The sequence below is a fragment of the Eikenella corrodens genome (assembly GCF_003990355.1).
Taxonomy (GTDB): Bacteria; Pseudomonadota; Gammaproteobacteria; order Burkholderiales; family Neisseriaceae; genus Eikenella; species Eikenella corrodens_B.
The window spans coordinates 1,259,683-1,285,966 of sequence record NZ_CP034670.1; the positions used below are offsets into that span (position 1 = coordinate 1,259,683).

The 26,284-nt window shown below is 58.6% G+C and carries 24 protein-coding genes and 3 pseudogenes; 8 read left to right on the forward strand and 19 right to left on the reverse strand.

Going from position 1 to position 26,284, the window contains the following annotated elements; translation table 11 throughout:
* The first annotated feature begins 147 nt into the window (after window positions 1-147).
* Entirely contained in the window at window positions 148-360 is a 213-nt protein-coding gene (locus ELB75_RS12480; RefSeq protein ID WP_164726825.1) for a hypothetical protein, read from the forward strand.
* On the opposite strand, the pseudogene ELB75_RS13230 reads toward ELB75_RS12480, so the two are convergent.
* The 10 genes and pseudogenes from ELB75_RS13230 to ELB75_RS06340 all read right to left on the reverse strand — a co-directional run.
* Window positions 302-444: pseudogene (locus tag ELB75_RS13230) on the reverse strand (IS5/IS1182 family transposase); the annotation flags it as partial. The gene ELB75_RS12480 and the pseudogene ELB75_RS13230 sit on opposite strands and share 59 nt — an antisense overlap.
* Window positions 445-704: 260 nt before the next feature.
* Complete coding sequence (locus ELB75_RS06305) at window positions 705-1,898, reverse strand: amino acid aminotransferase (protein WP_126983197.1); 1,194 nt, start codon at window positions 1,896-1,898, stop codon at window positions 705-707.
* 174 nt (window positions 1,899-2,072) lie between these two features.
* Complete coding sequence (locus tag ELB75_RS06310) at window positions 2,073-2,903, reverse strand: alpha/beta hydrolase (RefSeq protein ID WP_126983198.1); 831 nt, start codon at window positions 2,901-2,903, stop codon at window positions 2,073-2,075.
* A gap of 192 nt (window positions 2,904-3,095) precedes the next feature.
* Window positions 3,096-3,917: an undecaprenyl-diphosphate phosphatase gene (locus ELB75_RS06315; RefSeq protein ID WP_126983199.1), complete on the reverse strand. Its 822-nt coding sequence runs from the start codon at window positions 3,915-3,917 to the stop codon at window positions 3,096-3,098.
* 29 nt (window positions 3,918-3,946) lie between these two features.
* Window positions 3,947-4,056, reverse strand: a pseudogene (locus tag ELB75_RS13235) (IS5/IS1182 family transposase); the annotation flags it as partial.
* A 40-nt stretch (window positions 4,057-4,096) separates the two neighbouring features.
* On the reverse strand, window positions 4,097-4,765 hold the full coding sequence (locus tag ELB75_RS06320) for a thiol:disulfide interchange protein DsbA/DsbL (protein ID WP_126983200.1): 669 nt from the start codon (window positions 4,763-4,765) through the stop codon (window positions 4,097-4,099).
* Window positions 4,766-4,804: 39 nt separating this feature from the next.
* Entirely contained in the window at window positions 4,805-5,596 is a 792-nt protein-coding gene (locus tag ELB75_RS06325; protein WP_126983201.1) for an SPOR domain-containing protein, read from the reverse strand.
* Window positions 5,597-5,808: 212 nt separating this feature from the next.
* The gene (locus tag ELB75_RS06330; protein ID WP_126983202.1) at window positions 5,809-7,305 is read right to left on the reverse strand and encodes a YifB family Mg chelatase-like AAA ATPase; all 1,497 of its coding nucleotides are present in this window, start codon (window positions 7,303-7,305) and stop codon (window positions 5,809-5,811) included.
* 10 nt (window positions 7,306-7,315) lie between these two features.
* Entirely contained in the window at window positions 7,316-7,582 is a 267-nt protein-coding gene (locus ELB75_RS06335) for an accessory factor UbiK family protein (protein ID WP_126983203.1), read from the reverse strand.
* A gap of 114 nt (window positions 7,583-7,696) precedes the next feature.
* Entirely contained in the window at window positions 7,697-8,152 is a 456-nt protein-coding gene (locus ELB75_RS06340) for a DUF4149 domain-containing protein (RefSeq protein ID WP_126983204.1), read from the reverse strand.
* A 149-nt stretch (window positions 8,153-8,301) separates the two neighbouring features.
* Here ELB75_RS06340 and ttcA point away from each other — a divergent pair, with 149 nt between their 5' ends.
* Together ttcA and ELB75_RS06350 are read left to right on the forward strand one after the other, a co-directional pair.
* The gene (ttcA, locus tag ELB75_RS06345; RefSeq protein WP_126983205.1) at window positions 8,302-9,255 is read left to right on the forward strand and encodes a tRNA 2-thiocytidine(32) synthetase TtcA; all 954 of its coding nucleotides are present in this window, start codon (window positions 8,302-8,304) and stop codon (window positions 9,253-9,255) included.
* Window positions 9,245-9,928, forward strand: coding sequence for a CPBP family intramembrane glutamic endopeptidase (locus ELB75_RS06350; protein WP_126983206.1), 684 nt, complete (start codon window positions 9,245-9,247; stop codon window positions 9,926-9,928). Before ttcA ends, ELB75_RS06350 begins: the two co-directional genes overlap by 11 nt.
* Window positions 9,929-10,320: 392 nt before the next feature.
* Here the strand turns inward: ELB75_RS06350 and hemH are convergent, their stop codons facing one another.
* The 3 genes from hemH to ELB75_RS13040 form a co-directional block, all read right to left on the reverse strand.
* Window positions 10,321-11,334, reverse strand: a complete 1,014-nt coding sequence (hemH, locus tag ELB75_RS06355; protein ID WP_126983207.1) for a ferrochelatase — start codon at window positions 11,332-11,334, stop codon at window positions 10,321-10,323.
* A 103-nt stretch (window positions 11,335-11,437) separates the two neighbouring features.
* A complete protein-coding gene (locus ELB75_RS06360; protein ID WP_126983208.1) occupies window positions 11,438-13,846 on the reverse strand; it encodes a DNA translocase FtsK in 2,409 nt (802 codons plus the stop codon).
* A gap of 334 nt (window positions 13,847-14,180) precedes the next feature.
* Complete coding sequence (locus ELB75_RS13040) at window positions 14,181-14,309, reverse strand: hypothetical protein (protein WP_277600812.1); 129 nt, start codon at window positions 14,307-14,309, stop codon at window positions 14,181-14,183.
* A gap of 5 nt (window positions 14,310-14,314) precedes the next feature.
* Between ELB75_RS13040 and ELB75_RS06365 the strand changes: the two genes are divergently transcribed.
* Window positions 14,315-16,795, forward strand: a complete 2,481-nt coding sequence (locus ELB75_RS06365) for a heavy metal translocating P-type ATPase (protein ID WP_126983209.1) — start codon at window positions 14,315-14,317, stop codon at window positions 16,793-16,795.
* Between the two features lie 89 nt (window positions 16,796-16,884).
* On the opposite strand, the gene ELB75_RS06370 is transcribed toward ELB75_RS06365, so the two are convergent.
* Complete coding sequence (locus ELB75_RS06370) at window positions 16,885-17,520, reverse strand: hypothetical protein (RefSeq protein ID WP_126983210.1); 636 nt, start codon at window positions 17,518-17,520, stop codon at window positions 16,885-16,887.
* A gap of 84 nt (window positions 17,521-17,604) precedes the next feature.
* On the opposite strand from ELB75_RS06370, the gene ELB75_RS06375 reads away from it, so the two are divergent.
* The 4 genes from ELB75_RS06375 to ELB75_RS06390 all read left to right on the forward strand — a co-directional run bounded on the left by ELB75_RS06375 (window position 17,605) and on the right by ELB75_RS06390 (window position 20,092).
* Entirely contained in the window at window positions 17,605-18,345 is a 741-nt protein-coding gene (locus ELB75_RS06375) for a hypothetical protein (RefSeq protein WP_126983211.1), read from the forward strand.
* A gap of 94 nt (window positions 18,346-18,439) precedes the next feature.
* On the forward strand, window positions 18,440-19,081 hold the full coding sequence (locus ELB75_RS06380) for an NAD(P)H-hydrate epimerase (RefSeq protein ID WP_126983212.1): 642 nt from the start codon (window positions 18,440-18,442) through the stop codon (window positions 19,079-19,081).
* Window positions 19,082-19,252: 171 nt separating this feature from the next.
* Window positions 19,253-19,777: a hypothetical protein gene (locus ELB75_RS06385; protein ID WP_126983213.1), complete on the forward strand. Its 525-nt coding sequence runs from the start codon at window positions 19,253-19,255 to the stop codon at window positions 19,775-19,777.
* 60 nt (window positions 19,778-19,837) lie between these two features.
* Window positions 19,838-20,092 carry a hypothetical protein gene (locus ELB75_RS06390; RefSeq protein ID WP_126983214.1) on the forward strand — a complete coding sequence of 85 codons (255 nt, stop codon included), beginning with the start codon at window positions 19,838-19,840 and terminating at the stop codon, window positions 20,090-20,092.
* 104 nt (window positions 20,093-20,196) lie between these two features.
* On the opposite strand, the gene ELB75_RS06395 is transcribed toward ELB75_RS06390, so the two are convergent.
* From ELB75_RS06395 to pepN, 5 genes and pseudogenes are all read right to left on the reverse strand, one after another.
* Window positions 20,197-20,424, reverse strand: coding sequence for a hypothetical protein (locus tag ELB75_RS06395; protein ID WP_126983215.1), 228 nt, complete (start codon window positions 20,422-20,424; stop codon window positions 20,197-20,199).
* A 121-nt stretch (window positions 20,425-20,545) separates the two neighbouring features.
* Complete coding sequence (locus tag ELB75_RS06400; protein WP_164726829.1) at window positions 20,546-21,532, reverse strand: putative transporter; 987 nt, start codon at window positions 21,530-21,532, stop codon at window positions 20,546-20,548.
* A 497-nt stretch (window positions 21,533-22,029) separates the two neighbouring features.
* On the reverse strand, window positions 22,030-23,286 hold the full coding sequence (locus ELB75_RS06405; RefSeq protein WP_126983217.1) for a hypothetical protein: 1,257 nt from the start codon (window positions 23,284-23,286) through the stop codon (window positions 22,030-22,032).
* A 124-nt stretch (window positions 23,287-23,410) separates the two neighbouring features.
* Window positions 23,411-23,526: pseudogene (locus ELB75_RS13240) on the reverse strand (IS5/IS1182 family transposase); the annotation flags it as partial.
* Window positions 23,527-23,554: 28 nt separating this feature from the next.
* Window positions 23,555-26,251, reverse strand: coding sequence for an aminopeptidase N (pepN, locus tag ELB75_RS06410; RefSeq protein ID WP_126983218.1), 2,697 nt, complete (start codon window positions 26,249-26,251; stop codon window positions 23,555-23,557).
* Between the last annotated feature and the right edge of the window lie 33 nt (window positions 26,252-26,284).

Genomic DNA, 26,284 nt, shown 5'->3' on the forward strand with positions numbered 1-26,284 from the left:
AAAGGCTGCCTGAAAACGTAGCGCAGCGAAGTTTCTGCGTAGCTAAATTTCAGGTAGCCTTTCTTCATCCGATTTATCGGCCGCTTGGGGGCGTGTAGGGTGTGCGCCGCAGGCGCGCACGCCGTTGCTGTTATTCCAACCGCGTGCGTGCTTCGCACATACCCTACGCCCCACACAATGAGCAGGCTACCTGAAATCTATTTTTCAGGTAGCCTTTTGTGCATCAGTCAGGTTCGGCAATATGGCCGATGCGTGATGGCTGGGTTATCGCTGGTGTTGCGCCAGCCAATTGCGGGCATGGACGATGTCGGCGGCAATTTGTGCCTGCAGAGTGTAGGTTGGGTCGGTATAGTGGATTAAATTTAAACCAGTACGGCGTTGGCTCGCCTTGCCGTAACGTGTGTACTGTCTGCGGCTCGCCGCCTTGTCCTGATTTTTGTTAATCCACTATAAACCCAACATTCTACAATTTAATTTGTTGGGTTACGCCTGTGGCTAACCCAAGCTACTTGCTGCTGCTTGGGGGCGTGTAGGGTGTGCGCCGCAGGCGTGCACGCCGTTGCTCGTTATGCCAAGTTGCCTGTTATTTCAAAGCCGCGTGCGTGCGGAGCGCACGCACCCTATATGGCCTGAGAAGGAAAAGGCTACCTGAAAATCGGTCTACACCATTTTCAGGTAGCCTTTTTATCCAAGCCTGCCTGCGTTTATTTTAACACTTCGGCAAAGGCGTTGGCCACGTAGTCGATATTCTGCTCGTTCAGGCCGGCCACGCACATGCGGCCGTTGTTCACCATATAAATGGCAAATTCGCTTTGCAGGCGTTCCACCTGTTCGGGAGAAAGGCCGGTGAAGCTGAACATGCCGCGTTGTTTGGTAAAATAGCTGAAATCACGGCCCGGCACTTTGGCGCTGAGCACTTCCTGCAGTTTTTGGCGCATGGCGCGGATGCGGTCGCGCATTTCATATACCTCGCCTTCCCATTGCTTGAACAGGGTGGCGTTGTTCAACACGCCGTCCGCCACGAAGCCGCCGTGGGAAGGGGGGCTGGAATAGATGCGGCGCACGGTAAATTTGAGCTGGCCGAGCACGAGCTTGGCTTCTTCGGCACTAGGGCACACCACGGAGAGGCCGCCCACGCGTTCGCCGTAGAGCGAGAGGTTTTTGGAGAAGGAGTTGCTCACGAAGGCGGGCAGGCCGAGTTCGGCGGCGCGGCGGATGGCGTAAACGTCGTTTTCCAGGTCTTCGGCGAAGCCTTGGTAGGCGATGTCCATAAATGGGATGAGGCCGGCTTCTTTCACGATTTGCAGGATTTCGTCCCATTGGCTGCGGCTCAAATCCACGCCGGTGGGGTTGTGGCAGCAGGGGTGCAGCACCACCACGTCGTGTTGCTTGAGCGTGCGGAAGAAGGCTTTCATTTCTTCGAATTTCACGCCGATGGTGGCGGGGTCGTAGTAGGGGTATTTGCCCACTTCGAAGCCGGCCGCCTCGAAAATGCTCACATGGTTGCCCCAGGTGGGGTTGCTCACGTAGCACTTGGCCTGCGGGAACCAAGCGTGGATAAAATCGGCACCCACACGCAGCGCGCCGGAGCCGCCGAGCGATTGGATGGTGGCGATGCGGCCTTCTTTCACGGCGGGGTGGTCGGCACCGAACAGCAGGTTTTGGCAGGCGCTGCGGTAGGCGGCCAGGCCTTCCATGGGCAGGTAGCCGCGCGGGCGAGGGCTGTCGGCGAGGGCGCGTTCAACGGTTTTCACGCACTCGAGCACGGGCAGGCGGCCTTCGCCGTCGTAATAAACGCCCACGCCGAGGTTTACTTTTTCGCTGCGCGGGTCTTGGTTGTATTTTTCCATCAGGCCGAGGATGGGATCGCCGGGGTAGAACTCAACGTGCCGAAACATGGGTGTCTTCCTTTTTTATCGGGTGGAACAATTAAGTGGAAAGGGTAATGCCGGGGCAATTTTACGCTGATTTCGGCGGCAAGGGCTACCTGAAAAAACGGAATGTTGAAAAAGAAAAACAGCGGCACTCCCCGGCTGCAATCGCAGGAGCGCCGCTATACGCGTTTTCCGGCTTTATTCGCTGTGCCGGTTGAAAAAATCCAGCAGCTGCATTTCGTAGCCGCCCAGGCCTGAGAGGCCGAGGTGGGTGCCGTTGGGGATGAGGATCAGCTGTTTGGGCTCTCGGGCGAGCTCGAATAGGATTTGCGAGTGTTTGGCGGGGATGACTTGGTCGGCGGTGCCGTGCATCAGCAGCAGGGGGATGGGGCTGATTTGCGCTACGAAGCGGCGGGCGCTGTAGCGGTTGCCCACCAGGATGCCGGCGCCGGGGAGTTTGTCGTTGGCGATGCTGGAGTAGGAGGAAAAGGTGGATTCGATGGCCACGGCGCGCACGCCGGCTTTGTTGCCTGCGCCCACCACGGCAATGGCGTTGGTGCCGCCTAAGCTCTGGCCGAACACGAGCAGGCGTTCGGGGTTTACATCGGGGCGGCTGCGCACATAATCCAACGCGGCGTTGCCGTCGGCAAACAGGCCTTCGGGGTTGGGCTCGCCTGCGGATTGGCCGTAGCCGCGATAGTCGAACAGGAAAACGTTGTAGCCGTGTTCGGGCAGCCATTTCACGGCCTGCCAGTGGGCGGTGAGGTTTTGCGCGTTGCCGTGGAAGTGGATGATGGTGGCGCGGGCTTGTTTGGCATCGGGCAGGCCGCGTGCGGGCACAAACCAGCCGTGCAGGCGTGTGCCGTCGGCGCTTTGGAAGGAGACGTTTTCGTAGGGCAGGCCGGATTGGGCGGGCGAGCCGTAGTCGGTATGGTCGGGATAATAAAAGGCTTGTTTGGCGCAGGAGGACAGGCCGAACAGGATGGCGAGGAGGGCGGCCAGTCCGAAAAAGATGGATTTGTGTTTCATGGATAGTGCGGGCGGCGGCTTGGCGCGGAGGCTACCTGAAAAATAGTGTTGCCGTTTTTGCTGTGCAGAAAACTGTTTTACTCGTTTTCATTTCGTTGGAATTAAGGCTTTCAGGTAGCCTTTATTGGTTCTGGGTGAGGCTGCCTGAAAAGCTAAATTTTTTATTTCAGGTAGCCTGCCTGATTGGCTGCTTTACCAATTCACCCAGCCGCACAGCCAAGTGAGCAGGATGATGCCGCCGAAGATGATGCGGTAGTAGGCGAAGGGCACGAAATTTTTGCTGGATACAAAACGCAGCAGGGCTTTTACGGCGATGAGGCCGGAAGCAAAAGCGGTGGCAAAGCCGATGGCGATGAGGCCGAGCTCCTGCGAGGAAAAGGCGCTGAGGTTTTTTAAAATGCTGTAGCCGGAGGCGGCTACCATAATCGGCACGGCGAGGAAGAAGGAGAATTCGGTGGCGGTTTTGCGGTCGAGCCCCCATACCATGCCGCCCATGATGGTGCTGCCGGAGCGGGAAGTACCGGGAATCAGGGCTAAAATTTGAAACAGACCCACGGCCAGCGCATCGCGCGGGCGCATATCGTCCACGCTGCGCACTTTCGGCGGCACGCGGCTTTGCCGTTTTTCAATCCACAAAATCAAAAAGCCGCCCACCACCAGCGCTGCAGCCACGCTCACGGGGTTGAACAGCACTTTTTCGATGAAGTCGTTGAACAGCAGGCCGATGGCGGCGGCGGGGATGAAGGCGATGGCCAGGTTGAGCACGAAGCGGTTGGATAGCCGGTCTTTGCCGATATGGGTGAGCACATGGGTGAAGCAGACGCGGTATTCGTACACCACGGCGAGGATGGCGCCGAGCTGGATGGCGATGTTGAATACGGCATGGCTTTCGGCGTCGAAACCGATGAGGCTGCCGGCCACAATCAGGTGGCCGGTGCTGGAAATGGGCAGGAATTCGGTGAGGCCTTCGATGATGCCGAGGAAGAGGGCTTTGAAGGCGAGGAGCAGGCTCATTGTTTAATCTCTTGGATATAAATATCAAAATATAGTGGATTAAATTTAAACCAGTACAGCGTTGGCTCGCCTTGCCGTAACGTGTGTACTGTCTGCGGCTCGCCGCCTTGTCCTGATTTAAATTTAATCCACTATACTTTCAGGTAGCCCTAGGGCTACCTGAAAATCTTTGCGCCGCTTTAGCGGTTGGCTTGGCCGGCGATGGCTGCGCCGCGGCTGCGCACTACGGCGCGCGGGGCAGGAGCGGGCATACCGCGTTCGGCACGGACTTTTTCAATCAGCTCCTGCAGCACGGCCATGTTTTGGGAGTTGGTGAGCTCGTATTTGCCGCCCACCACCACCACCGGGGTTTTGGTGATGTTGTAGGTAACGGTTTGCTGCTGCATGGTTTGGGCAGCGGCGGCGGCCTGCGGGTTGTTGTAGGCGGCGAGCAGGCGGCTGCCGTAGGGCTGCTGCTGAATCCAGGCTTTCAGGCTGGTTTCGTCGGTTACGACGCCGTCCATCAGCGCTTTGAAAATGGCCTGGTTGGCCTGGCGGGACAGGCCGGTGGATTTCACGGCGGCGGCCAGGCGGGCAAGGGTTTGGTGGGCAGGCTGCCACACCACGTGCTCTTGGCGCAATACGGTGTCGGAGGCGAAGCGTTTGCTTTGCTGCTCGATAATCGGTTCGAGGTGTTGGCAGTGGATGCAGAAATAGCCGAAGAATTCGGTTACTTCGATTTTGTCGGACTGTACGGGTTTGATCACATTGCTGCGCACAATGTAGTCGGTGCCTTCCACAGCTTTGGCTTGGGCGGTGGTAACGGCGAAGACGGTGAGGGCGGAGAAGAGTAGGGCTTTCAGTTTCATGTTGGTCTTTCGTTATTTAAGGATGGAGGGAGGGTGGGGTTAATCGGCTTGGCGGGTCAGGGTGTCGATGCCGTTGCCGCGCAGTTTGTCGCTGAGGGCTTGGGCTTCGACACGGCTGAGGCGGCCACTTTGGATACGGTAAACGGTTTGGCCGTCGCTGCGTTTGCTGCTGGCCACGCGGGCGTTCACGCCGAGCATGGCGAGTTTGGCGCGTTGGGTGTCGGCAGCTTCCGGGTTGTTGTAGGAACCCATCTGCACGATATAGCGGCCGTTGCCGCCGCTGTGCGCTTCGGCATTACGTTGGGCACGCTGCTCGGCGGCTTTGGCCTCGGCTTCGCGAGCTGCTTTGGCTTCGGCTTCACGCCGCTGGCGGCGGGCTTGCTCGCGGGCACGCTCTACATTGCCGCTTTCCAAAATCTGTTCGGGCGTGGGCTTGGCTTCCGGTTCGGGCTTGCGCTGCGGCTCGCGCGGTTTGGTTTGTACGGGTTTGTCTTCCTGCGCGGGCTTGTCTTCCTGGCGTTGCGCAGGGGTGCTGGCCTGCTGCGGCACGGAGGCGGCTACAGGCGGTTTGTCGGTGATGTCGCCGGGCGGCAGGGTGTAGTGGCCGCTGTCGGAACCGGCGGTGGTGGTGTCGCTCGGACGTTGTTCTGGTTGGCGCTCTTGGCGCGGAGTGAGGATTTCGGGCTGGATTTCGGTTTTCGGCGCTTCGGGCTGTTTGATGCCGGAGGGCGTGTTGTTGAGGAAATACAAAACCACGCCGATGATGAGGGTGGCAAGCAGGAGGCCGAATATAAAGCCGGAAAGGCCTTGACCGTGGGGTTTGTTCTGCATGGGGAAAATGGATTGCTAAAAAGGTGCGGCATTTTATCAAAACCGTTTGCTGCGGCGGAAGCTTTTTACATGTTCTTTCAGGCAGACGGGCGGTTTCAGGTAGCCTGGGTGAGACAGGGGAAGGCTACCTGAAAATCCGTTTCTTTAAATAATGGGGAATAATGCTGCGCTGCTTTGCTTGGCTGTGTGTACTTACGGTTTGCCGTTTTTATTTAAGACGGGGTACGGCGGAAGCTCACGGCCTGCATGACGTGGCGCTGGTTTACGGTGTCGCTGCCGGCCAAGTCGGCCAGGGTGCGGGCGATGCGCAGGATGCGGTGGTAGCTGCGGGCGGAAAGCGAAAGTTTTTCCAGCACGGCGGAGAGGGCGGCTTTGGCTTCGGGCTCGATGGCGGCCAGCTCGTCCAGTTCGGTTACGTTGAGCAGGGCATTGCTTTTGCCTTGCCGCCGCTGTTGGCGCTCGCGCGCGGCCAGTACGCGTTCCCGCACGGCGGCGCTGGGTTCGCCGGGTGTGGCCTGGGTGAGCTCGGCGGCGGAGAGGGCGGGCACTTCGATAATCAAATCAATCCTGTCCAGCAGCGGGCCGGAAATTTTGCCGCGATAGCGGGCAATGCTTTCAGGTGTGCAGCGGCAGGGTTTGGCGGGGTGGCCGAGGTAGCCGCAAGGGCAGGGATTCATGGCGGCCACCAGTTGGAAGCGGGCGGGATAGGTGGCTTGGCGGCTGGCGCGGGAAATGTGGATAAGGCCGTTTTCCAGCGGTTCGCGCAGCATTTCCAGCACCTTGCGGTCGAACTCGGGCAATTCGTCGAGGAACAATACGCCGTTGTGCGCCAGGGAAATTTCTCCGGGCTTGGGATCGGAACCGCCGCCCACCATGGCAGCGGCGCTGGCGCTGTGGTGCGGCGAACGGAAGGGGCGGCGGCGGGAGAAGCTGTGCTGCTGGGGCAGCAGCGAGCGCAGCGCCCAGGTTTCGGTGATTTCGTCGTCGGAGAGCAGCGGCAGGATGCCGGGTAGGCGTTGCGCCAGCATGGATTTTCCAGTGCCGGGCGGGCCACTCATCAGAATGCTGTGGCCGCCGGCAGCGGCGATTTCAAGCGCGAGCCGCGCGGTGTGCTGGCCTTTTACGTCTTGCAGGTCGGGATAGGGCGCTTCTTCGGCCGCTTCGGCACAGGCTTGGCAACGGGGCAGGGCGGCGATGCCGTTGAGGTGGGCGGCCACGGCCACCAGGCTTTCGGCAGCCAATACCTCGGCGCGTTCAATCAGCGCGGCTTGCTCGGCGCTCTCTTGCGGCAAAATAAAACGGCGCTGCGCCTGCGTGCTCTGCCACACCATGGCCAGCGCGCCGCGCACCGGGCGCAGCAGGCCGGACAGAGCCAGCTCGCCGGCCAGCTCGTATTGCGCCAATTCTTCGGGCGAAATAGCGATTTGGCCGGAGGCGGCGAGGATGCCCACGGCAATCGGCAGGTCGAAACGGCCGGATTCTTTGGGTAAATCTGCCGGGGCGAGGTTTACAGTGATTTTTTTGGCGGGGAAATCGAAGCCGCTTTGGATGATGGCGGCACGCACGCGGTCGCGGCTTTCTTTCACTTCAGTGTCGGGTAGGCCGACGATATTGAACGCGGGCAGGCCGTTGGCCAAGTGGGCTTCCACTTCCACCAAGGGCGCAGCCATGCCGCTGAGCGCCCGGCTGTATACCACCGCCAAACTCATGCCGCGCTTCCTATTGCTGTTCGGAAGGGTTGGGCAGGGCGGCCGGAGCGGCGGCTTCCAGCTTGGCCAGGCGCGCTTCTAAAGCGGCCAGTTTTTCGCGGGTTTTGATGAGCACCTGCTGTTGGATGTCGAACTCTTCGCGCGTTACCAAATCGAGCTTGCCGAATGTGCTGCCGAGCAGGGTTTTCACGTTTTTTTCCACGTCTTTCACCGGGCTTTCGGCAATGGCGCTGCCGATTTTTCCGGCGAGTTCGTCGAGGATTTGTTTGGCCAGCATGGGGTTTCCTTTATTTGTGAAGGGTTGGGATGGGCGCATTGTATAAGTGCGGGAATAGGGCGGCAAGCGGTAAAAGGCTACCTGAAAAATTTCAGGTAGCCTTTTGAGCCCGATTTATTGCCACTCGAAACGCAGCAGGCGCATGATTAAAAACAGGCCGAGCAGGCTGACGAGCACATACAGGCTGCTGGACATGCTGTGCCAGAAAGACAACTCGCCGCCGAGCAGGTTGGAGAGCCAATGCGTCTGCCCGCCGCGCAGGGCGCGGATAAGCGGCACCAGCACAAATTGCGAGACGGCCAGCAGCAGCCAGGTAAGGGCGACGGTACGCGAGCTGAGCTTGCTGCGTTGGCCGTAGCTGCGCTGCTGCGCCGAGAGGCCGGCCAAATAAAGGATGGCCCACACAAACAGCCCGATGTAGTTCACCGCGCTGAATAATGTACCGGCCAGGCTGCCGGCCTGCTCTTTGGGCAGAGATTGGAACAATAGCGGCGCCGCGCCGTAGCCGGCCAAAAGATACGCACCGAACCACGCCGCCGCCAGCAGTGCCAATACTCGGTTTGCAAACATTCGTTTCCTTTCCCTGCTTTTTATTTAAAACGAAACGCAGTGTACCGTATTCTTTGCATACTTTCAGCTGCCGGGCCGATACTTTACCTGCTATAAAATCCGCCTACATTGCGTTACAATCCCGCACTTTATGTTGCCGACACACCATTATGTCCAATAAACCAAAACACGAACACGAAGCCAACAAACTGCACAAACGCCTGCGCCACGCCGTGGGTCAAGCGATTAACGATTTCAATATGATTGAAGAGGGCGACAAAATCATGGTCTGCCTCTCCGGCGGCAAAGACAGCTATGCCCTCTTAGACATCCTGCGCCACCTGCAAGCCTCCGCGCCGATCAATTTCGAGCTGGTGGCAGTAAACCTCGACCAAAAACAGCCCGGCTTTCCCGAGCACGTGTTGCCGGAATACCTGACTTCTATCGGCGTGCCGTTCAAAATTGTGGAAGAAGACACCTATTCCACCGTGAAGCGCGTGCTCGATGAAGGCAAAACCACCTGCTCGCTGTGCAGCCGCCTGCGGCGCGGCATCCTCTACCGCACGGCCAAAGAGCTGGGCTGCACCAAAATCGCGCTCGGCCACCACCGCGACGACATCCTCGCCACCCTGTTTTTAAATATGTTCTACGGCGGCAAACTCAAAGCCATGCCGCCCAAGCTGGTGAGCGACAACGGCGAGCACATCGTCATCCGCCCGCTGGCCTATGTGAAAGAAAAGGATTTGATCAAATACGCCGAAATCAAGCAATTCCCCATTATTCCCTGCAATCTGTGCGGCTCGCAGCCCAATCTGCAGCGGCAGGTGGTGGGCGAAATGCTGAAAGACTGGGACAAACGCTTCCCCGGCCGTATTGAAAGCATGTTTTCCGCGTTGCAAAACGTGGTGCCCTCGCACTTGGCCGATACCGAACTGTTTGATTTTGCCGGTTTGCAACGCGGTCAGACCCTGAAACACGGCGGCGATTTGGCCTTCGACAGCGAAACCGTTTCCTTTAACGTCCCGCGCGACGACGAAGACGAAGGGCTACCTGAAAAACCCGCACGCAAAGTGATTAATATTTTGGGCAGCAAGCCGAAAGCCGGAGGCTGCAGTGCGGGATAAATTCATTTCACTCTTACAGTTTATTCCCCTGCTGATGCTGACGCAGGTGCTGCCGACATTGGCCTGGCTGCTCGGCGGCCTGGGCAGGAGCATGGCTGCCCAAATTGTGGCCGCACTGCTGTTTACGGTTGCTGCCGTGGCCATGTGCGGGCTATACCTGCAGCTCTACCTTAAGCAGGCAGACGGTTATTTCCATAATTGGAAAAGCCGGTTTTCCGGCAAAAAACTGCTGTGGGCGGCAGGCTATATTGCGCTGATGCTGGCCATCAACCCGCTCTACGAAATGCTGATGGCCGCGCTGGGCGTAGAAAGCAGCGTGGACAACCTGCAAAACCAGCTCATCATTATGGAAATGCTGCAACGCGCCCCACTGACAATGGCGGCCTATATCGTGCTGTTTGCGCCGGTTTTGGAAGAGCTGCTGCTGCGCGGCATTTTTTTCCAAAGCTTCGGCGGCATAGCAAACCGCGGCAAACGCTGGCTGCTGCTGGTGCTGTCTGCCTTCATCTTCGGCAGCCTGCACAGCCTGCCGGTGCACTACGATTTCCTGCTGTATTTCGCCATGGGCCTGGTGCTCGGCGCGGCCTATCTGCACACCAAAGATTTGAAATACCCGATTTTGATTCACATGGTAAACAACGCATTGGGCTTGGCCGGGATGTTGTTTGAGTGAGAATGGGAAAGGCTGCCTGAAAACAGTAGATTGATTTTCAGGTAGCCTGATGGAGAGATGGCAGAGCCGACAGGCGAATGGGTGAAACGTAACGGCAAACAAGGATGCCGCCGCCGTATGCACGAAAAAATAGAGGCTACCTGAAAGTTTCAGGTAGCCTCTATTATTGCGGATGAACAAAAAACGCTATAGCGTTGGTTCGCCTTGCCGTTACCGGCTGTACTGCTACGCCCCGTCGCCTTGCTCCATCTTTTGTTAAACCGCTATATATAGTGAATTAACAAAAACCAGTACGGTGTTGGCTCGCCTTGCCGTAACAGTGTGTACTGTCTGCGGCTTGCCGCCTTGTCCTGATTTTTGTTAATCCACTATATTTTCAGGTAGCCTCACCACTACACCCAGCCGCCCAGGTTTTCCTGTGCGATATCGGCCAGGGCGGCGATGAAGGCGGGGTTGTCGTTGAGGCAGGGGATGAAGCGGAAGGTTTGGCCGCCGGCTTCGTGGAATTGTTCTCGGCCTTGGATGGCGATCTCTTCCAGGGTTTCCAGGCAGTCGCTCACGAAGCCGGGGCAGAACACGTCGAGCTCGCGGATGTTGTGTTTGGCGGGCAGTTCGGTGAGCAGCTCGGATGTGGCCGGGCCTATCCAGCGGGCGCGGCCGAAGCGGCTTTGGAAGCTGATATACCATTCTTGGGCGGAGAGTTGCAGGGCTTCGGCCAGCAGTTGGGCGCTGGCTCGGCATTCGATTTCATAGGGGTCGCCCTGCTGCACGGCGGTTTCAGGGATGCCGTGGAAGCTGAACAGGATGCGCTGGCCGCGGCCATGCTGCTGCCAGTAGGCGCGGATATGCGCGGCCATGGCTTGGATGTAGTCGGGATGGTTGTAGAAACGGCTGATGGTGCGCAGGCTGATTTGGTTGCGCTGTTTGAGCAGTTCGTTCAACACCTTATCCAGCGCGGCACCGCTGCTGCTGGCGGCATATTGCGGATAGAGTGGGATGGCGAGCAGGCGGTCTACGCCTTGGGCTTTCATGGCGGCGATAGCGTCGGCCACGGCCGGCGCGCCGTAGGACATGGCATGCCCCACCAACACTTGCGGCAGCTCAGCTTGCAGGGCGGCGGCCTGTTTGGCGGTGAATACGGCCAAGGGCGAACCTTCGTGTTGCCAAATTTGGCGGTAGCCGTGTGCGCTTTTTTTAGCGCGGAAGGGCAGGATGATGCCGCGCAGCAAGGGCTGCCACAACAGGCGCGGCAGCTCGACCACGCGCTGGTCGGACAAAAATTCGCGCAGATAGGGGCGCACGGCTTCGGGCGTGGGCGCGGCCGGTGTGCCGAGGTTGATGAGCAGAATACCGACTCTGGCTTGCTGATGCGCACCGTGCGGCGGCTCGGGTTGGAAGTGGGGCATGGGGGTTCCTTGTGTGTGTTTTTATTGGGGCTACCTGAAAGAGCTGAATGGGTTTTCAGGTAGCCTTTCGTTTGCCGATAGAAGGCTACCTGAAAAATACCGTCTACAAATCATCCTTCCTGGCCAATATCTTGCGCGCCCCGCTTACGTCGGCGGGGGAGACGATGCCAGCGTCTTCCAAGGCCTGCATCAGGTTGGCGGCGCGGTTGTAGCCGATGCGCAGTTGGCGTTGCAGCGAGGAGATGGAGGTTTTGCGGCTTTCCAGAATAAAGGCCACGGCCTGGTCGAACAATTCGTCGCTGCCGGCATTGGGGTTGACGGCGTTTACGGTTTCCTGCGCGGCTTCGCCGGAGAGCAGGCCTTCGATGTAGTTGGCGCCCTGTTGGCGTTTGGCAAAGGAGGCCACTTCGTGCACTTCGTGGTCGCTCACAAACGCGCCTTGCAGGCGCACGGGCTCGGCGCTGCCGGGCTGGAGGAAGAGGAGGTCACCATATTTGAGCAGGTCTTCCGCGCCCATTTGGTCGAGGATGGTGCGGCTGTCGATGCGGCTTTGCACGGTGAAGGCCATGCGGGTGGGGATGTTGGCCTTAATCAGGCCGGTTACCACGTCCACGCTGGGGCGCTGGGTGGCCACAATCAGGTGCATACCGGCAGCGCGGGCTTTTTGCGCCAGGCGGGCGATTTGTGTTTCCACCGCCTTTTTCTCGGTCATCATCAAATCGGCCAATTCATCAATCACAATCACGATATACGGCAGCTTTTGCAGCGGCTCGGGCTCGTCGGGATTGGGGCTGAAGGGGTTGGGCAAGGGCTTGCCGGAAGCAGCGGCTTCGGCCACTTTTTGGTTGAAGCCGGCCAGGTTGCGCACGCCGGCATGGGCGAGCAGGCGGTAGCGTTTTTCCATTTCGGCCACGCACCAATTTAGCGCCTGCCCGGCCTCGCGCATATCGGTTACCACCGGGCAGAGCAGGTGCGGAATGCCTTCATACACGGAAAGCTCCAGCATTTTCGGGTCGATCATGATAAAGCGCACTTCGTCCGGCGCGGCCTTATACAGTATCGACATAATCATGGCGTTCACGCCCACCGATTTGCCCGAGCCGGTCATGCCGCCCACCAGAAGGTGCGGCATTTTGCCCAAATCGGCCACCACCGGCTGCCCGGCAATATCTTTGCCCAAAGCCACGGTGAGCTTGGACGGCGCGGCGGCAAACACCGGCGAGGACAGGATTTCGCGTAGCAGCACTTCCTGCCGCTTCTCGTTCGGCACCTCGATGCCCATGGTGCTCTTGCCTGAGATGGTTTCCACCACACGCACCGACTGCATGGAAAGTGAACGCGCCAAATCTTTGGCCAGATTGGTAATCTGGCTGCCTTTCACGCCCTGCGCCGGCTCGATTTCAAAACGCGTAATCACCGGCCCGGCGGTGGCGCTCACCACGGTTACCTGAATGCCGAATTCGGCCAGTTTGGCCTCGATGCGTTCGGCCATGTGCTGCAGGGCTTCGGGATTGATTTCCGGCGTGTGTTCCTGCGGGCGCGTGAGCAAATCCAATTCCGGCAGCAGATATTCGCCGTCTTCGGCCTGCCGTTTCGCATCGAACAAATCTTTTTGCCGCTCGGGCGCGGGTTTTTGTTTTTCAGGTAGCCCTTGGCCGGCAGGCTGGTTAATCTGCACCGCCACCGGCTTGCGGTTACTGCTGGCACCTTCCACCGTTGCCACTTCTTCGGCGGTGATGGTTTTCGCCGTGCACACCATACGGCGGGCAAACTTCGCGTTTGGGATATCGCGTACAAACTGGTGCGGCTGGCGGATCAGGCGATACCACAGCCATTCCAGCTGCGCCCCCGCCTTTTCCAGCAACGTGAGCCACGACACCTGCAACAGCAGCGAGAGCCCCGCCACAATCAGCACCACCTGCACCAAAAGGCTACCTGAAACCCCCAGCAGCCGCGTAAAGCCGCTGCCGAACGATTGGCCGATTAAGCCGCCCGCACCCATCGGCAGGCTGTCGTGCAACTCTGCCGACCAGGCCGCCGCTTCCAAAAGCGGGCTGCCAAACAGCAGCAGCGCCGCCCCGCCCAAGCCCATGCCCAAGTGATACGGTTTCTCGCTGCTCTGTTTCACGCTGCGGAAATTGCGGTAGAGCCACACTGCCGCCGCCAGCAGCAGCCACCACACCGACAGCCCGAACAGATAATAGGCCACATCGGCCGTGTATGCGCCCACAAGGCCGGCCAGATTGTGCGGCTCATTATCGGTGGGGATGCTGCGCGACCAAGCCGGGTCGTCCATGGTGAAGCTCGCCAGCGCCAAAGCCAGGCACACGGAAAACAGCAGCACTAGCAACCACAGCATGTCGGCCAAAAGCGAAATAGATTGCGAAGCCGCCGCAGCCGCTGAAGGCACGGCCGCCCGGCGCGAAGCCTTGGCAGGCGGATTGTGCCGATTTGGCTTCGGTTTGGCAGGTTTGCTCGATTTGCTTGCTTTGCGGGAAGGTTTATTGCTCATATTAACGATGGGGCTACCTGAAAACCTCGGCTGGGGAAAGCCGGATAGGGCAGGCCGCCGGAATAACGATACAAAACGCCGCATTATAGCAGTATTGCCCTGCTGCTTGCGTACAGCCGAAGGAAGGGGCGAAAGGCTGCCTGAAAATTTCAGGTAGCCTTTTGGGTGCTTCGCCGTATAGGCGAACTATAGTGAATTAACAAAAACCAGTACAGCGTTGTCTCGCCTTGCCGTAACGTGTGTACTGTCTGCGGCTCGCCGCCTTGTCCTGATTTTTGTTAATCCACTATAAAGTCGGCCAGTAGGCTGATATTTGTATCTGACAAAACCGTTTTCAGCTAGCCTTTTCGGCATGGCAGGCTACCTGAAACAGGCTACCTGAAAGTTTCATTTTGCCGAAACCCCGCTGCACCAGACTTTCAGGTAGCCTATAATCCGCGCCGTTCCCGCTTCTTAAACACAACCATCATGAGCCACACCGAATCTCCATCCGAAACCCAAACCCAAGCCGAAACCTGTTTCCACTGCGGCCTGCCCGTGCCGCGCGGTTTGGATTTGCTGATTGAATTTGAAGGCACGCACCATCCGGCCTGTTGCGCGGGCTGCCAGGCGGTGGCGCAGAGCATTATTGTTGCCGGGCTGGGCAGCTACTACCACCGCCGCACGGAGCAGGCGGAGCAGGCGGTGTTGCCGCCGCCGGAGGTGTTGGAACAGCTGAAACTGTATGACTTGCCGGACGTGCAGGCGGAATTTGTGGAAGTGAAGGCGGAAAACGAGCGCGAGGCGGTGCTGATGCTGGGCGGGGTAACCTGTGCGGCCTGCGTGTGGCTGATTGAGCAGCAGCTTCTGCGGCTTTCAGGCGTATTGCGCGCGGAAATCAACTACAGTACGCTGCGGGCACGGGTGGCGTGGGACTGCTCGCAGGTGGCGCTCTCGGACATTTTGCTGCGGGTACGCCAGAGCGGCTACGAGGCTTCGCCTTATGACGCGCGGCGGATGGAAACGCAGGCGGCGGCGGAGCGCAAGCAGGCGCTCACGCGCTTGTGGGTGGCCGGGCTTTCGATGATGCAGGTGATGATGTATGTGGTGCCCACTTATCTGTATGCGGGCGAAATCGAGCCGCGTTTTTTGTGGATGCTGCATTGGGCGAGCATGATTCTCACGCTGCCGGTGTTGCTGTATTCGGCGGTGCCGTTTTTCAAAGGGGCGTGGCGTGATTGGAAAAACCGCCGCGCGGGCATGGATACACCGGTGGCGGTTTCGATTGCGGCGGCGTTTTCAGGTAGCCTGTGGGCGCTGTTGCAGGGGCGGGAAGAGGGGATTTATTTCGATTCGGTGTCGATGTTTGTGTTCCTGCTGTTGGGCGGGCGCTATTTGGAGCAGCTGGCGCGGCGCAAGGCGGGCGATGCGGCCGAGCGGCTGGTGAAGCTGGTGCCGGCGTTTTGCCACCGGCTGCCGGATTATCCGGATACGGCGCGGGTGGAAGAGGCGGTGGTGGCGCGGCTGTCGGGCGGCGAAGTGCTGCTGGTGAAGCCGGGCGAGGTGCTGCCGGCCGACGGGGTGGTGCTGGAAGGCGAGAGCGAGGCAAACGAAGCCATGCTCAGCGGCGAGAGCCTGCCCGTGCCGAAAGCGGCGGGCGATGCGGTAACCGCCGGTACGCTCAACGGCGGCAGTCCGCTGGTTATCCGCGTGGAGCAGGCGGGCAGCCAAACGCGGCTGTCGCATATTGTGCGCCTGCTGGATCGGGCGTTGGCGGAAAAACCGCGCATGGTGGAGCTGGCCGACCGCTATGCGGCCTGGTTTGTGGGCGCACTTTTGCTGCTGGGCGTGCTGGTGTTTGCCGGCTGGGCTTGGTATGCCGATGTGCAAACCGCGCTGTGGATTACCGTGTCGCTCTTGGTGGCTACCTGCCCGTGCGCCTTATCGCTGGCCACACCTGCCGCGCTGGCGGCTTCCACCGGCCACTTAGCGGGTGAGGGCGTGCTCATCAGCCGCGGGCACAGCTTGGAAACCTTGGCGCGCATCGACACCGTGGTGTTGGACAAAACCGGCACGCTCACCACCGGCCAGCCGGCCGTATGCGCCGTGCACACCGCCGAAGGCATCAGCCAAGATCTGGCCGTGGCGCTGGCGCAGCTTCTCGAGCGGCAGAGCGAGCACCCCGCCGCCCGCGCCATTGCCAACCTGCCGCCCGCCACGGTGACATTGGAAGCGGAAAACTATTTAAACCGCGCCGGGCACGGCATCAGCGCGCAGGTTTGGCATGAAGGCCGGTTGGAACAATGGCGCATCGGCCGTTTGGATTATGTGGCCGAACTCTCGGGCAGGCTACCTGAAAGTTTGCAGGCCAATCATGCGGGTGGTGCGGTGTATTTGGGCAGCGCGGCCGGCTTTGCCGCCGTGTTCCTGCTGCAAGACCAAGCCAAACCCGAAGTGCCGGCCATGCTGGCCGAATGGAAACGCCAGGGCTTGAGCCTGCACCTGCTCAGCGGCGACAGGCAGGCCGCCGCCGATGCCGTGGCCGCCGCTTTGCCACTGGATACGGTGCGCGCCGAAGCCACGCCGGAAGACAAGCTGGCCTATGTGCAGGATTTGCAGGCGCAGGGGCATAAGGTGCTGATGGTGGGCGACGGCATCAACGATGCGCCCGTGTTGGCGCAGGCCGATGTGTCGGTGGCCGTGGCCGAGGGTGCCGACGTGGCGCGCGAAGGAGCGGATGTGCTGCTGCTCAACGGCAATATGCGCACGCTGCCCTACCTCACCACCCAAGCCAAACGCACCGCGTGGATTGTGCGCGAAAACCTGTGGTGGGCGGCAGGCTACAACCTGATTATGGTGCCGCTGGCGGCGGCGGGCTGCGTAACGCCGTGGGTGGCGGCGCTGGGCATGAGCCTGAGCTCGCTCCTGGTTTCCGCCAACGCCCTGCGCCTGCTGCGGCGGGCGAAATAGGGGAAGGCTACCTGAAAGCACGGTTTCAACGAAGCCGAAACTTTTCAGGTAGCCCGCCTGACTGCAGATTGGGTTGCACGGCCTGTTTTTTAAAGCAGCACCGCTTCCAGCGATACGCTGTGGTCAAACGGTTTGCTGGCAAACAGGCGGCGATCGCCTTTGGGGCGGTAGGCGAAGTTCAGCGTGTGCTGGGTGTAGTAGTGGTAGTCGCTATAAAAACGCGCGTGCCGGCCGTTGAGGCGCAGTTGGGCGGTTTGGCCGGGCAAGAGGGTAAACAGGTTGCGCTTGCGGCGCGGGGGCTCGCCGTAGAAGCCGTTGTCGTCCAGCCGGATTTGCAGGGCTTGGCTTTCTTGGCAAAAATGCAGGCTTTGGAAGTGTTCGGGCAGGCTGGCGAAGGTTTGAAACCGGCTCTCTTCGGGCTCGAAACGGCCGCTGTGCCAAGGATGTTCGGTGTAGGCCTGGGTGTGGACGGCGAAACCGGATGCGTCCAGCCAGGCATCGGGTAGGGGCAGCACGCGCGGCAGGCTGTTGCGGCGGGCGGCGTGTTCGGCGGGGCGGCTTTCTGGCATGTGCCATTTCACGGAGACGATTTGGAGGGTGAGCATGGTGTGGGCGGGATGGGTTGCGGGCTTCGGATTGTGCCACAGTTTGGCGGGCAGGGCTCGGGCTACCTGAAAACCCTGCTTCAAGCAAACGAAAACGTGCCCTTTGCCGCAAATGTGCATTTCGGTATATTGCCGCTGTGTTATTCGAAATATTTTCAGGTAGACTTGGCTGCCGGATTGAACTCAATTTATATAAGGAACGTCATGAAAAAACACTTGCTCGCCATCCTATTGGCGCTGGCCGCGCCCGCCGCCTTGGCCGCGCCCTATCCGCCGCTGAACCCGCAAAGTTTGGTGAGCGGCAGCTCGGAACATCCGCCGATTAATGTAAACATGCCTGCCGTGCAGCGTGCGTTCGATAATTTGGCTGCACACGCGGCAGAATACCCTGTGCAGTTTGACAACGATGCCGACCGCCGCCGCGCCATCGCCGATTTGCAGCCTTTGGGCGTGCTGCTCGACAGCCTCGTGCAAAACAATACGCCGCGTGCCGGTACCGCGCCCAGCCAAGGGTATTTGGCGCTCCTGCAAATGCGCGCCCGACTCAACTGGATGGGGCACAACCTCGACCAAGCAGGCTATGCCGAACGCGCCGAAGCCGATTACGCCCGCCTGCTTGCCCTCGCTCCGGCCGCTGCCAAACCCGCCGTGCAGGGCGAATTCGGCAACTTCCTCGCTTCCAGCGCCCGCATGGAACGTGCCATCCCCATGTTGCGCGCCGCCTACCAAGCCGGTCATCAAGAAAGCGGCCGGGATTTGGCCACCGCCCTGTTAACGCAAAACAAACGCGGCGAAGCCCTGGCACTGCTGCGCGAATATGTGCGCAACTTCCCGCAAGACCAAAAAGGCCGGGCCATCCTCAATGCGGTGGAACAGGGCCGGGTGGAAACGCGCACGGTGTATCCGAGCCGTTTGCAGCGTATGCCTAAGCGACATCGGCATTAAAGTTGCATGCCAAACAGGCTACTTGAAAATCTTCAGGTAGCCTGTTTGGCGAGAAGGGCATAGAATTTTGCCCACCCCAACCTAGGAGAACACCATGCCGCAGAATCCCCCGAAAATCTACACCGCCGCCCAGATGCGCGAGCGCGAACAGGCTGCCGTGGCGGCCGGCACCAGCTTTTTGCAGCTGATGGAAAACGCCGGGCAGGCCGCCGCTGCCGATTTGCTGCGCCGCCTGCCCGAGCCAGGCCGCGCCCTCTTGGTGTGCGGCAAGGGCAATAACGGCGGCGATGCGCTGGTGATTGCCCGTGTGTTGCAGCAGCGCGGCTGGCAGGCCGATATTGTGCTGCTCTTGGGCACGGCGTTGTCGGATTTGGCCGAAACTAACCGCCAACGCCTCCAAGGTTTGGAGGGCATCCGCTTCCTGTCGGTTGAGGCATTGCCGGCCGCGCTGGAGCAGGGTTACGGCCTGATTATCGACGGCATTTTCGGCACCGGTTTTTCAGGTAGCCTGCCGCCCGAGGCCGCCGAATGCTGCCGCCTGCTCAACCGCGCGGCAGGCTGCAAAGTGGCGCTCGACATCCCCACCGGCCTCAACGGCGACACCGGGGAAGCCGCCGCCGACACCTTCCGCGCCAACCTCACCTACGCCTTCGCCGCCCTCAAACCCGCCCACGCCAACCCCGCCGCGCGGCAGTGGTGCGGTGAGATAGTGTGTTTGGACATTGGGATCGATTAGGCAGCCGGCCGGATAAGGCACTTCGGCTAGTGGCTTATACCTTCAAAGGCAGCGCCGGCGACGTACTGGCGCTGGATATTGACGAGCTGCAGTGGTGGTATGAGCGGGCAGGCTGGATTCGGGAACAGCTGGAAGAGTAAAATGCCGGGACTTATTTACAAGGAGAACCCGATGAAATATTTACCCGTATTACTGGTTACGCTGCTGACTGCCTGCGGCGGCTCGGAGAAACCTACCGAACCTGCCGCCGCTTCAGTGGCGGCTTCTGCTCCAGTAGCCGCCAGTGCGGCGCAAGCCGAGCGAACCTTTACCCCAGTGCCGGATATTAAGCCGGTGTGGCAGATAATGGATATTGCCGGACAGCCGCAGGCGGCGGTGGAAAAAATACTGGGACAACCGCATGGCGCTTGCGAAAACAATAAATACGGCAAAAGCTGCGAATACCAGACGCCACCGGCTGAATGGAGTATCACGTATATCAATGGCCGGGCTGATTGGATTTTGCTACGTGACCCGCGCATTGATAACGCTTTAACCTCGCCCGTATGGCTTGGATTGCCGTATGAGACACCGACAACAGCGGCACCAGCACTTTTGGGATGGAGCAACTACCTAGGATTGTTGGATTACGCCGCGCACGTTAATATGGACAACAAAGCGCTGGAATATATTTATATTAAGGTTAAAACACCTTAATTATTAAATGTTTACATAACGTAGAGCATACCGCTCTGCGTTTTTTTATGCCTGGAGTAAATGATGGCAAGGCCAAAAACCGAGATAGAAGTAACCGTACAAGACCGAGCCAGCCGCGCCTTGCGTACCATCCGCGAACGTTTCGGCGAGCTGAATAACGGGCGCGTGGGGCGGGCAATGGCACAGGTGGCACGGGCTACCGATCAGGCCACTGCCTCCCTGAAACATTATGCTGCTGCCAGGGCGGTGCTGACGGCTGGCGGGGTGTTTATGGTTAAGAGCGTGGTGGGCACCGCCGCCGAATTTGAGCGCTAACGCAACCCCGTGCGACAAGGCTGCTTTGCCCCGCCACACTTTTGCCTTGCCCGTAATCCGTTGCGCGGTCTGGAAGATATAGCAAAGGCTACCTGAAAACGGTTTCAGAAGGGGAGTTGGAGTTCTACGGCATCTAGGACGAACCGGACGTAAACATCCAGTAGAGCTTGTATCCGTTCGGAGGGTTCTTCTTGGTTGATAACATCGGCAAACAGTAAATGCCCGCGGTCAGGTGTAATTTGGAGTTCTACTGTCAGTTCGCAGAATAGGTTTCCATCCGGACGGCCTATTGTGGCTGTAATGTTGGGATAGGTTGGGAGTTGGTAATACATGAAAAGCTCCTTTGAGTTAGCTCGATATAAAAACCCCGTTTTAGATTTCTTGAACTTGTCAAGACCTCTAAAACGGGGGTCAATATATAAGGTAGCCTTTCTCCGTTTGCCGCGGGCGGCATCAATTTTCCGCCTGAGCCGCCACAATATGGTGTTCAAAGCCTTTCAGGCGCTTGTAAATCGACATCAGCTCCACAATCGTCGGCCATGAGCGCACCAGAAACTGAAAAGCCTCCAGCACCTGCCCGAACGCCCGCACAATCTGCTGCATCACGCCCAGCGCCACCGCTCCGGCCACCAAGGCCGGCCCCATGGCCAGATAAGGCAGCACTACCGAAAACTGCAAATACGAATAGCGCGCCACATCGAAATAAAGATAATGCCAATACAGGCGGAAATAATTGCGGCGCACGTTTTTGAACAGCCCAGTGAGCGTAAACGAATCCGCCCGCGCCGCGTCATCTTCGCCCAGCACCAATTCCTTGCGGTAGGCCGCCTCCACCCTTTGGTTGTCGAACTCCAGCCCCGGCAGCTTGCAGCCCACCCCCATCAGCACCACCGTGCCCAAGAGCGCTGCCAAAATGGCCACATAAACCAGCGAATGATCCACATGCCCCACCAGCGGCAATTCGGTAATCGGCTCGCTCAGCTTCCACAAAATCGGCAGAAACGCCACCAGCGTGAGCACCGCCCGCAGGCCGCTTTCGCCCAGAGATTCCATAATCGTGGCAAAGCGCATGGTGTCTTCCTGAATCCGCTGCGCCGCGCCCTCAATCCCGCGCAAAAGCGGCCAGTGGCGCATATAGTACTCCGTCATCGCTGAACGCCAGCGGAACACGTAATGCTTGTTCACGAAACCGCTGATCACCACCACCAAAATATACACCGCCGCAATGCGGGCGAAGGTGAACACTTGGCGGTTGAACTCATCCAGGCTCACCGAGCCCGGCTTTTCCAGCATTTTTTGTACCGAATCGTAAAACGTGCCGAACCAATCGTTAATCTGCACATTCAGCTGCACCCGATACCAAGTGGCCGCCAAAATCAGCAGCGAACCGGCCAAAGACCAGCGCAGCCAGCGCCGGTTGAGGAAAAAACTGCGGAACATCGCCCGCCTCCCTTTATTCGCAAACAAAGCCGCGATTATAGTCTTGTTTGGATGATAATGAAGTGGTTCCGGCCGGGCTGATCGGAAAAGGCTACCTGAAAATCTTCAGGTAGCCTTTTGTTGTGTTCCCCCTTATGCGGAAGCCTTTTTTTCATTTCCATCTCATGGATAATATACAAACATCATTTTGCAGAAGAACTACTCCTCTTTGTAACACACAAGGAAATTGCCACTGATCCGAAGTAATGGCATCGAAGATGTTTTATGCAGTGGAAACGGTAATGATGCTCACGATGTTGTTGGGAACGTAGCTATTTCCTACCAATTGGATTTGGGTTCCGCTATTTTTCAAATAGTCTTGGTATAAAGCAAAGGCTATCTGACAATCCATGTGCATAGGTTTACAGCTTGATGTTCTGTATAAGCTACGAGGAATGCTTAAATTAAAGGGGAACAGCCAATACTCGCCTCATGTGTTCTGGTGTGTTGCTTGCAACTTATTGCGGGTGCGTCGGATTGTCTTGCCGACATAAAGTAATGATTCCTGCGCTAACCCAACGAGCCCCTTCCGGACAAGTAAAGCGGCCTCGGGCAAACAAAGATTCATCAAACTTAAAGCCGAACTGTTTATTTTTTGAATCCCAGTAGCTGGCGGTCGGATAGAGGCTGACTGTGCCGCTGCCGTATCGAACGGTATTGCGCTGCGGAGTGGTTATATAGGTATGCAAAGAGGAAGGCGGCAAGTTGGCGATAAAGCGTTCGGCCAAGGCATTCCAGTGTTTGAGGCGGTAGTATTTTGGGTCTGTCGGTAAACGTTCCTGGCAATTTTGCAGCGCATATTCATAATTATAGATGCTGCTGTTGTGCTGTAGTCCTTCTACGCTGGCCGGGCCGTTTCCAATTAGGGTGATGTCGAGAATAGCACCATCCCTAGTGGCGATTTGCCAAACGGTGGGCTTGGGCGAATCGTTTTTCAATAGCAGATAGAAAGGTTCGACATAATCGCTGCCATCACTGCTTCCCAACAGGATAAGTACTTTTTCGGCTCCCCTGTTCTCCACCAGTATGGCTTGCGGTTTTCGATAATACGGTTCCCGATGATCATATATGTCGATCATTTCTAGGCCGCCACGGAAATGCCAACCGCATTCAATGTATTCGTATTCCCCTTTTGCACGGTAGGCAACCGCTTCTTCATCTGCTTCCATATTGGCAATGATGGCAGCATCGTTACATTCATTCGTTTGCAAACTGTGGTCTACCGCCGCATAGCAATGCCAGCGTTTACCATCCGAACGCAGCCAAATGGTTCTCTCTCCGAGAATGGCCGGCATATGGCTGGCAACGATATTAATGGTATTGTTGTACTCGGAGAGAGATTTCATTTCATTGCGGTGGTGTGAATTACTGTTTTTATCAGACTGATATTGTAGAAACGTATATTTATAGACATCACGTTCTTGGTAGTAACGAAAGCCGTCTTTGATATAGATATTGATATCGGTGGGCATATGCTCGAGTAAATCCGGGCTGTCTGGAGGTGGCAGTTTGGCTTGGATGTCGGCTATGGTTTGTTTAAGCAGCAAACGAGCACGGACTTGTTCGGCAGCTGCTTCCCGCTGCTGCCGTATAGCCTGCCGCCGGTGGTGGCTGACAATCAGTAACCCAACCAGCATCATAAGGCCAAGAGCGATAGCTAGGATTGCAAGCTTATGTTGCTTGGAGTGTAGTTTCTTCGGACGAGACTTTCTCATGATGAAGTTCCTCTTTTTGGCATAGAAAACTTTGGAACATTTTGGTAAAAATACTCGGCCTTATTATGTTCAGGTAGCCTGATTCGGAAACCGTATACTATCCAATCAGTCTTCAAATAGGTTTTAAATATAGTGAATTAAATTTAAACCAGTACAGCGTTGTCTCGCTTTGCCGTAACGTGTGTACTGTCTGCGGCTCGCCGCCTTGTCCTGATTTAAATTTAATCCACTATACAACCGAGCGGGGAGTAGGTTACTCAGCCGCTGTTTACATTTGTCCACGCGCAATGCCGAGCACTGCGGAAGCCTGCAAAATCTTGCCGATGATTTCGCCGCTGTCTTTGGAGAGGGCGGGGTTTGCGGCGAGTTTTTGCAGCTCGGCGCGCATCAGGCTGCGGCGCTGCGGTTCGAGCTGGGCGCAGATGTTGAAGGCTTGGGTGAGGCGGGCGGCAATTTGGGGGTTGAAGCGGTCGATGCGCCCGATTTGGCCGGCGAGGAAGGCGTAGCCGCTGCCGTCTGCGGCGTGGAAGTGCGGCACGTTGCGGCTGAAGCTGCCGAGCAGGGCGCGGGCTTTGTTGGGGTTTTCCAGGCTGAAGGCGGGGTGTTCGAGCGCGGCGGCCACTTGCGCGGGGGTATCGGCGCGGTGGCTGGCGGCAATCAGGCTGAAGTATTTGCACATCACGAGGTCGTCGCGGTGGAATTTGGCGGCGAACTGTTCGAGCAGGCGGTTGCGCTCGGGGCGCTCGTTGTGGTTGATGGCGCTGAGGATGCCCCATTCGTGGGTCATGTTGTGTGCCATTTGGCTGTAGTTGGCGGCCACTTGGTCGATGTGCCCGGGGCGGGCGCGCAGGATAAAGGCGCGGCAGGCGTTGCGCAGGGCGCGCCAGCCTGCTTGCTGCGGGTGGTATTCGTAGGGCTCGGCGAGGTCGGATTGCTCTTCTTCCATGCGCCGGGCTTCGGCGTTGAGTGCGGCGAATTGGTCGGCGAAGTGCGTAGCAATCAAATCGAGCAGGGCTTCGCGGGCGCGGTGGACGATGAGCGGATCGATGTTTTGGCGGCCGGCCCAGAGTTCGGCTTCGTTGGGAATGGCGAGCAGGGCGGCTTGGAAGGCGGCGCCGATGTCGGCACGCAAAACGTAGTCGATGGCTTGTAGCAGGGCGCGGTGCTCGGGCAGGGGGCTACCTGAAAGCAGGGCGGCTTCGTTGGCGGCGATGGCGCGGCGGTAGAGGGTTTGCGCGGCTTCCCAACGGGCGAAGGGGTCGCTGTCGCAGGCGAGCAGCACGGAGAGTTCGTGCTCGCTGTAGGCGTAGTGCAGGTTTACCGGGGCGGAGAAGCCGCGCAGCAGGGAGGGGACGACTTGTTGATAGCCGCCTTCAAATTGCAGGGCAACGCTTTCTTCCGCCTGGCGCAGGGTGAGCACGGCTTCGGTTTGCTCATGTGCGCTTTCAGGTAGCCTGAAGGGGATAGGCTGGCCGAAGGTGTCTTCGTCGGCGCTGAACAGGGCGATTTTGAGCGGAATCATCATCGGCTGTTTGGCGGCCATATCGGGAGTGGGCGGGATGCTTTGGCGGATGTTCAGCACAAAGCGGTTGCCGGTTTGCAGGCTGCCTGAAACCTCCAGCACCGGCGTGCCGGCCTGGCTGTACCACAGGGCGAATTGCTCGAAATCGAAGCCGTTGGCATCGGCCATGGCTGCGCGGAAGTCGTCGCAGGTAACGGCTTGGCCGTCGTGGCGCCGGAAATAAAGCTTCATGCCTTTTTGGAAGCCCTCTTCGCCGAGGAAGGTGTGATACATGCGCACTACTTCGGCGCCTTTCTCATACACGGTGAGGGTGTAGAAATTGTTCATTTCCACATAGCTGGCGGGGCGCACGGGGTGGGCGGTGGGGCCGGCGTCTTCGGGGAATTGGTGGGCGCGCAGGAAGGATACGTTTTCAATCCGGCGGACTTCGCGGCTGGCGCGGTCGGCGGAAAATTCTTGGTCGCGGAATACGGTGAGGCCCTCTTTGAGCGAGAGCTGAAACCAATCGCGGCAGGTAACGCGGTTGCCGGTCCAGTTGTGGAAGTATTCGTGGGCGATTACGCCTTCCACGCGCTCGAAATCGGCATCGGTGGCGGTGCGGCTGTCGGCCAGCACGCAGGCGGTGTTGAAAATGTTCAAGCCTTTGTTTTCCATCGCGCCCATGTTGAAGTCGCCCACGGCCACCACCATGAAAATATCCAAATCGTATTCGAGGCCGAAACGGGTTTCGTCCCAGCGCATGGCGTGTTTGAGCGATTCGATGCCGAAGCACGCTTTGCCGGCATCTTCGGCGCGGGTGAAGAATTCGAGCGCCACTTGGCGGCCGCTTCGGGTTGTAAAGCTGTCGCGGGTGCACACCAAATCGCCGGCCACCAGGGCGAACAGGTAGCTGGGCTTGGCGAAGGGGTCGTGCCATTCAGCCCAGTGGCGGTTGTCGGGCAGCGTGCCGTGGCCGGTGCGGTTGCCGTTGGAAAGCAGCACGGGGAAGCGGGCGCGGTCGGCACTGATGCGGGTGGTGTAGATGCCCATCACGTCGGGGCGGTCGGGGTGGTAGGTGATTTTGCGGAAGCCTTCCGGTTCGCATTGGGTGTAGAGGTTGCCGCTGCTGGCGTAGAGCCCCATCAGGGATTTGTTTTGGTGCGGATAAAGGCGAGTGGCTACGCTCAGGGTGAAGGGCCGGGCGGGGATGTTTGGGATGGATAGGGTGTTGTTTGCTAAAGTGTAGGCGGTTTCAGGTAGCCTTTGGCCGTTGAGCTCGAGGGAAACCAGCTCGGCCGAGCCTTGCAGCACCAATGTGCCGCCGGCATCGGGCTGGGGCTGGATGGAAAGTTCGGCGGTAACGGCGGTGTGGTCTTCGTACACATCGAAATTCAGGCGGATGTGCGGCACGAGGTATTCGGGGGCGCGGTAGTCTTTGAGGTAGTGTGCGATTTGCTGGGGCATGGCAGGCAGCCTTGTGGGAGGATGGAAAGCGGG

Bases quoted from the DNA above. Each gene is read 5' to 3' on its own strand.
- ELB75_RS06360 (WP_126983208.1), bottom strand. From the start codon at position 13,846: ATGAGCAATAAACCTTCCCGCAAAGCAAGCAAATCGAGCAAACCTGCC.
- ELB75_RS06310 (WP_126983198.1), bottom strand. From the start codon at position 2,903: ATGAAACACAAATCCATCTTTTTCGGACTGGCCGCCCTCCTCGCCATC.
- ELB75_RS06390 (WP_126983214.1), top strand. From the start codon at position 19,838: ATGATGGCAAGGCCAAAAACCGAGATAGAAGTAACCGTACAAGACCGA.
- ELB75_RS06365 (WP_126983209.1), top strand. From the start codon at position 14,315: ATGAGCCACACCGAATCTCCATCCGAAACCCAAACCCAAGCCGAAACC.
- ELB75_RS06320 (WP_126983200.1), bottom strand. From the start codon at position 4,765: ATGAAACTGAAAGCCCTACTCTTCTCCGCCCTCACCGTCTTCGCCGTT.
- ELB75_RS06335 (WP_126983203.1), bottom strand. From the start codon at position 7,582: ATGCTGGCCAAACAAATCCTCGACGAACTCGCCGGAAAAATCGGCAGC.
- ELB75_RS06370 (WP_126983210.1), bottom strand. From the start codon at position 17,520: ATGCACATTTGCGGCAAAGGGCACGTTTTCGTTTGCTTGAAGCAGGGT.
- ELB75_RS06385 (WP_126983213.1), top strand. From the start codon at position 19,253: ATGAAATATTTACCCGTATTACTGGTTACGCTGCTGACTGCCTGCGGC.
- ELB75_RS06395 (WP_126983215.1), bottom strand. From the start codon at position 20,424: ATGTATTACCAACTCCCAACCTATCCCAACATTACAGCCACAATAGGC.
- ELB75_RS06305 (WP_126983197.1), bottom strand. From the start codon at position 1,898: ATGTTTCGGCACGTTGAGTTCTACCCCGGCGATCCCATCCTCGGCCTG.
- ELB75_RS06375 (WP_126983211.1), top strand. From the start codon at position 17,605: ATGAAAAAACACTTGCTCGCCATCCTATTGGCGCTGGCCGCGCCCGCC.
- ELB75_RS06330 (WP_126983202.1), bottom strand. From the start codon at position 7,305: ATGAGTTTGGCGGTGGTATACAGCCGGGCGCTCAGCGGCATGGCTGCG.
- hemH (WP_126983207.1), bottom strand. From the start codon at position 11,334: ATGCCCCACTTCCAACCCGAGCCGCCGCACGGTGCGCATCAGCAAGCC.
- ELB75_RS06315 (WP_126983199.1), bottom strand. From the start codon at position 3,917: ATGAGCCTGCTCCTCGCCTTCAAAGCCCTCTTCCTCGGCATCATCGAA.
- ELB75_RS06380 (WP_126983212.1), top strand. From the start codon at position 18,440: ATGCCGCAGAATCCCCCGAAAATCTACACCGCCGCCCAGATGCGCGAG.
- ELB75_RS06325 (WP_126983201.1), bottom strand. From the start codon at position 5,596: ATGCAGAACAAACCCCACGGTCAAGGCCTTTCCGGCTTTATATTCGGC.
- pepN (WP_126983218.1), bottom strand. From the start codon at position 26,251: ATGCCCCAGCAAATCGCACACTACCTCAAAGACTACCGCGCCCCCGAA.
- ttcA (WP_126983205.1), top strand. From the start codon at position 8,302: ATGTCCAATAAACCAAAACACGAACACGAAGCCAACAAACTGCACAAA.
- ELB75_RS06340 (WP_126983204.1), bottom strand. From the start codon at position 8,152: ATGTTTGCAAACCGAGTATTGGCACTGCTGGCGGCGGCGTGGTTCGGT.
- ELB75_RS06400 (WP_164726829.1), bottom strand. From the start codon at position 21,532: ATGTTCCGCAGTTTTTTCCTCAACCGGCGCTGGCTGCGCTGGTCTTTG.
- ELB75_RS06405 (WP_126983217.1), bottom strand. From the start codon at position 23,286: ATGAGAAAGTCTCGTCCGAAGAAACTACACTCCAAGCAACATAAGCTT.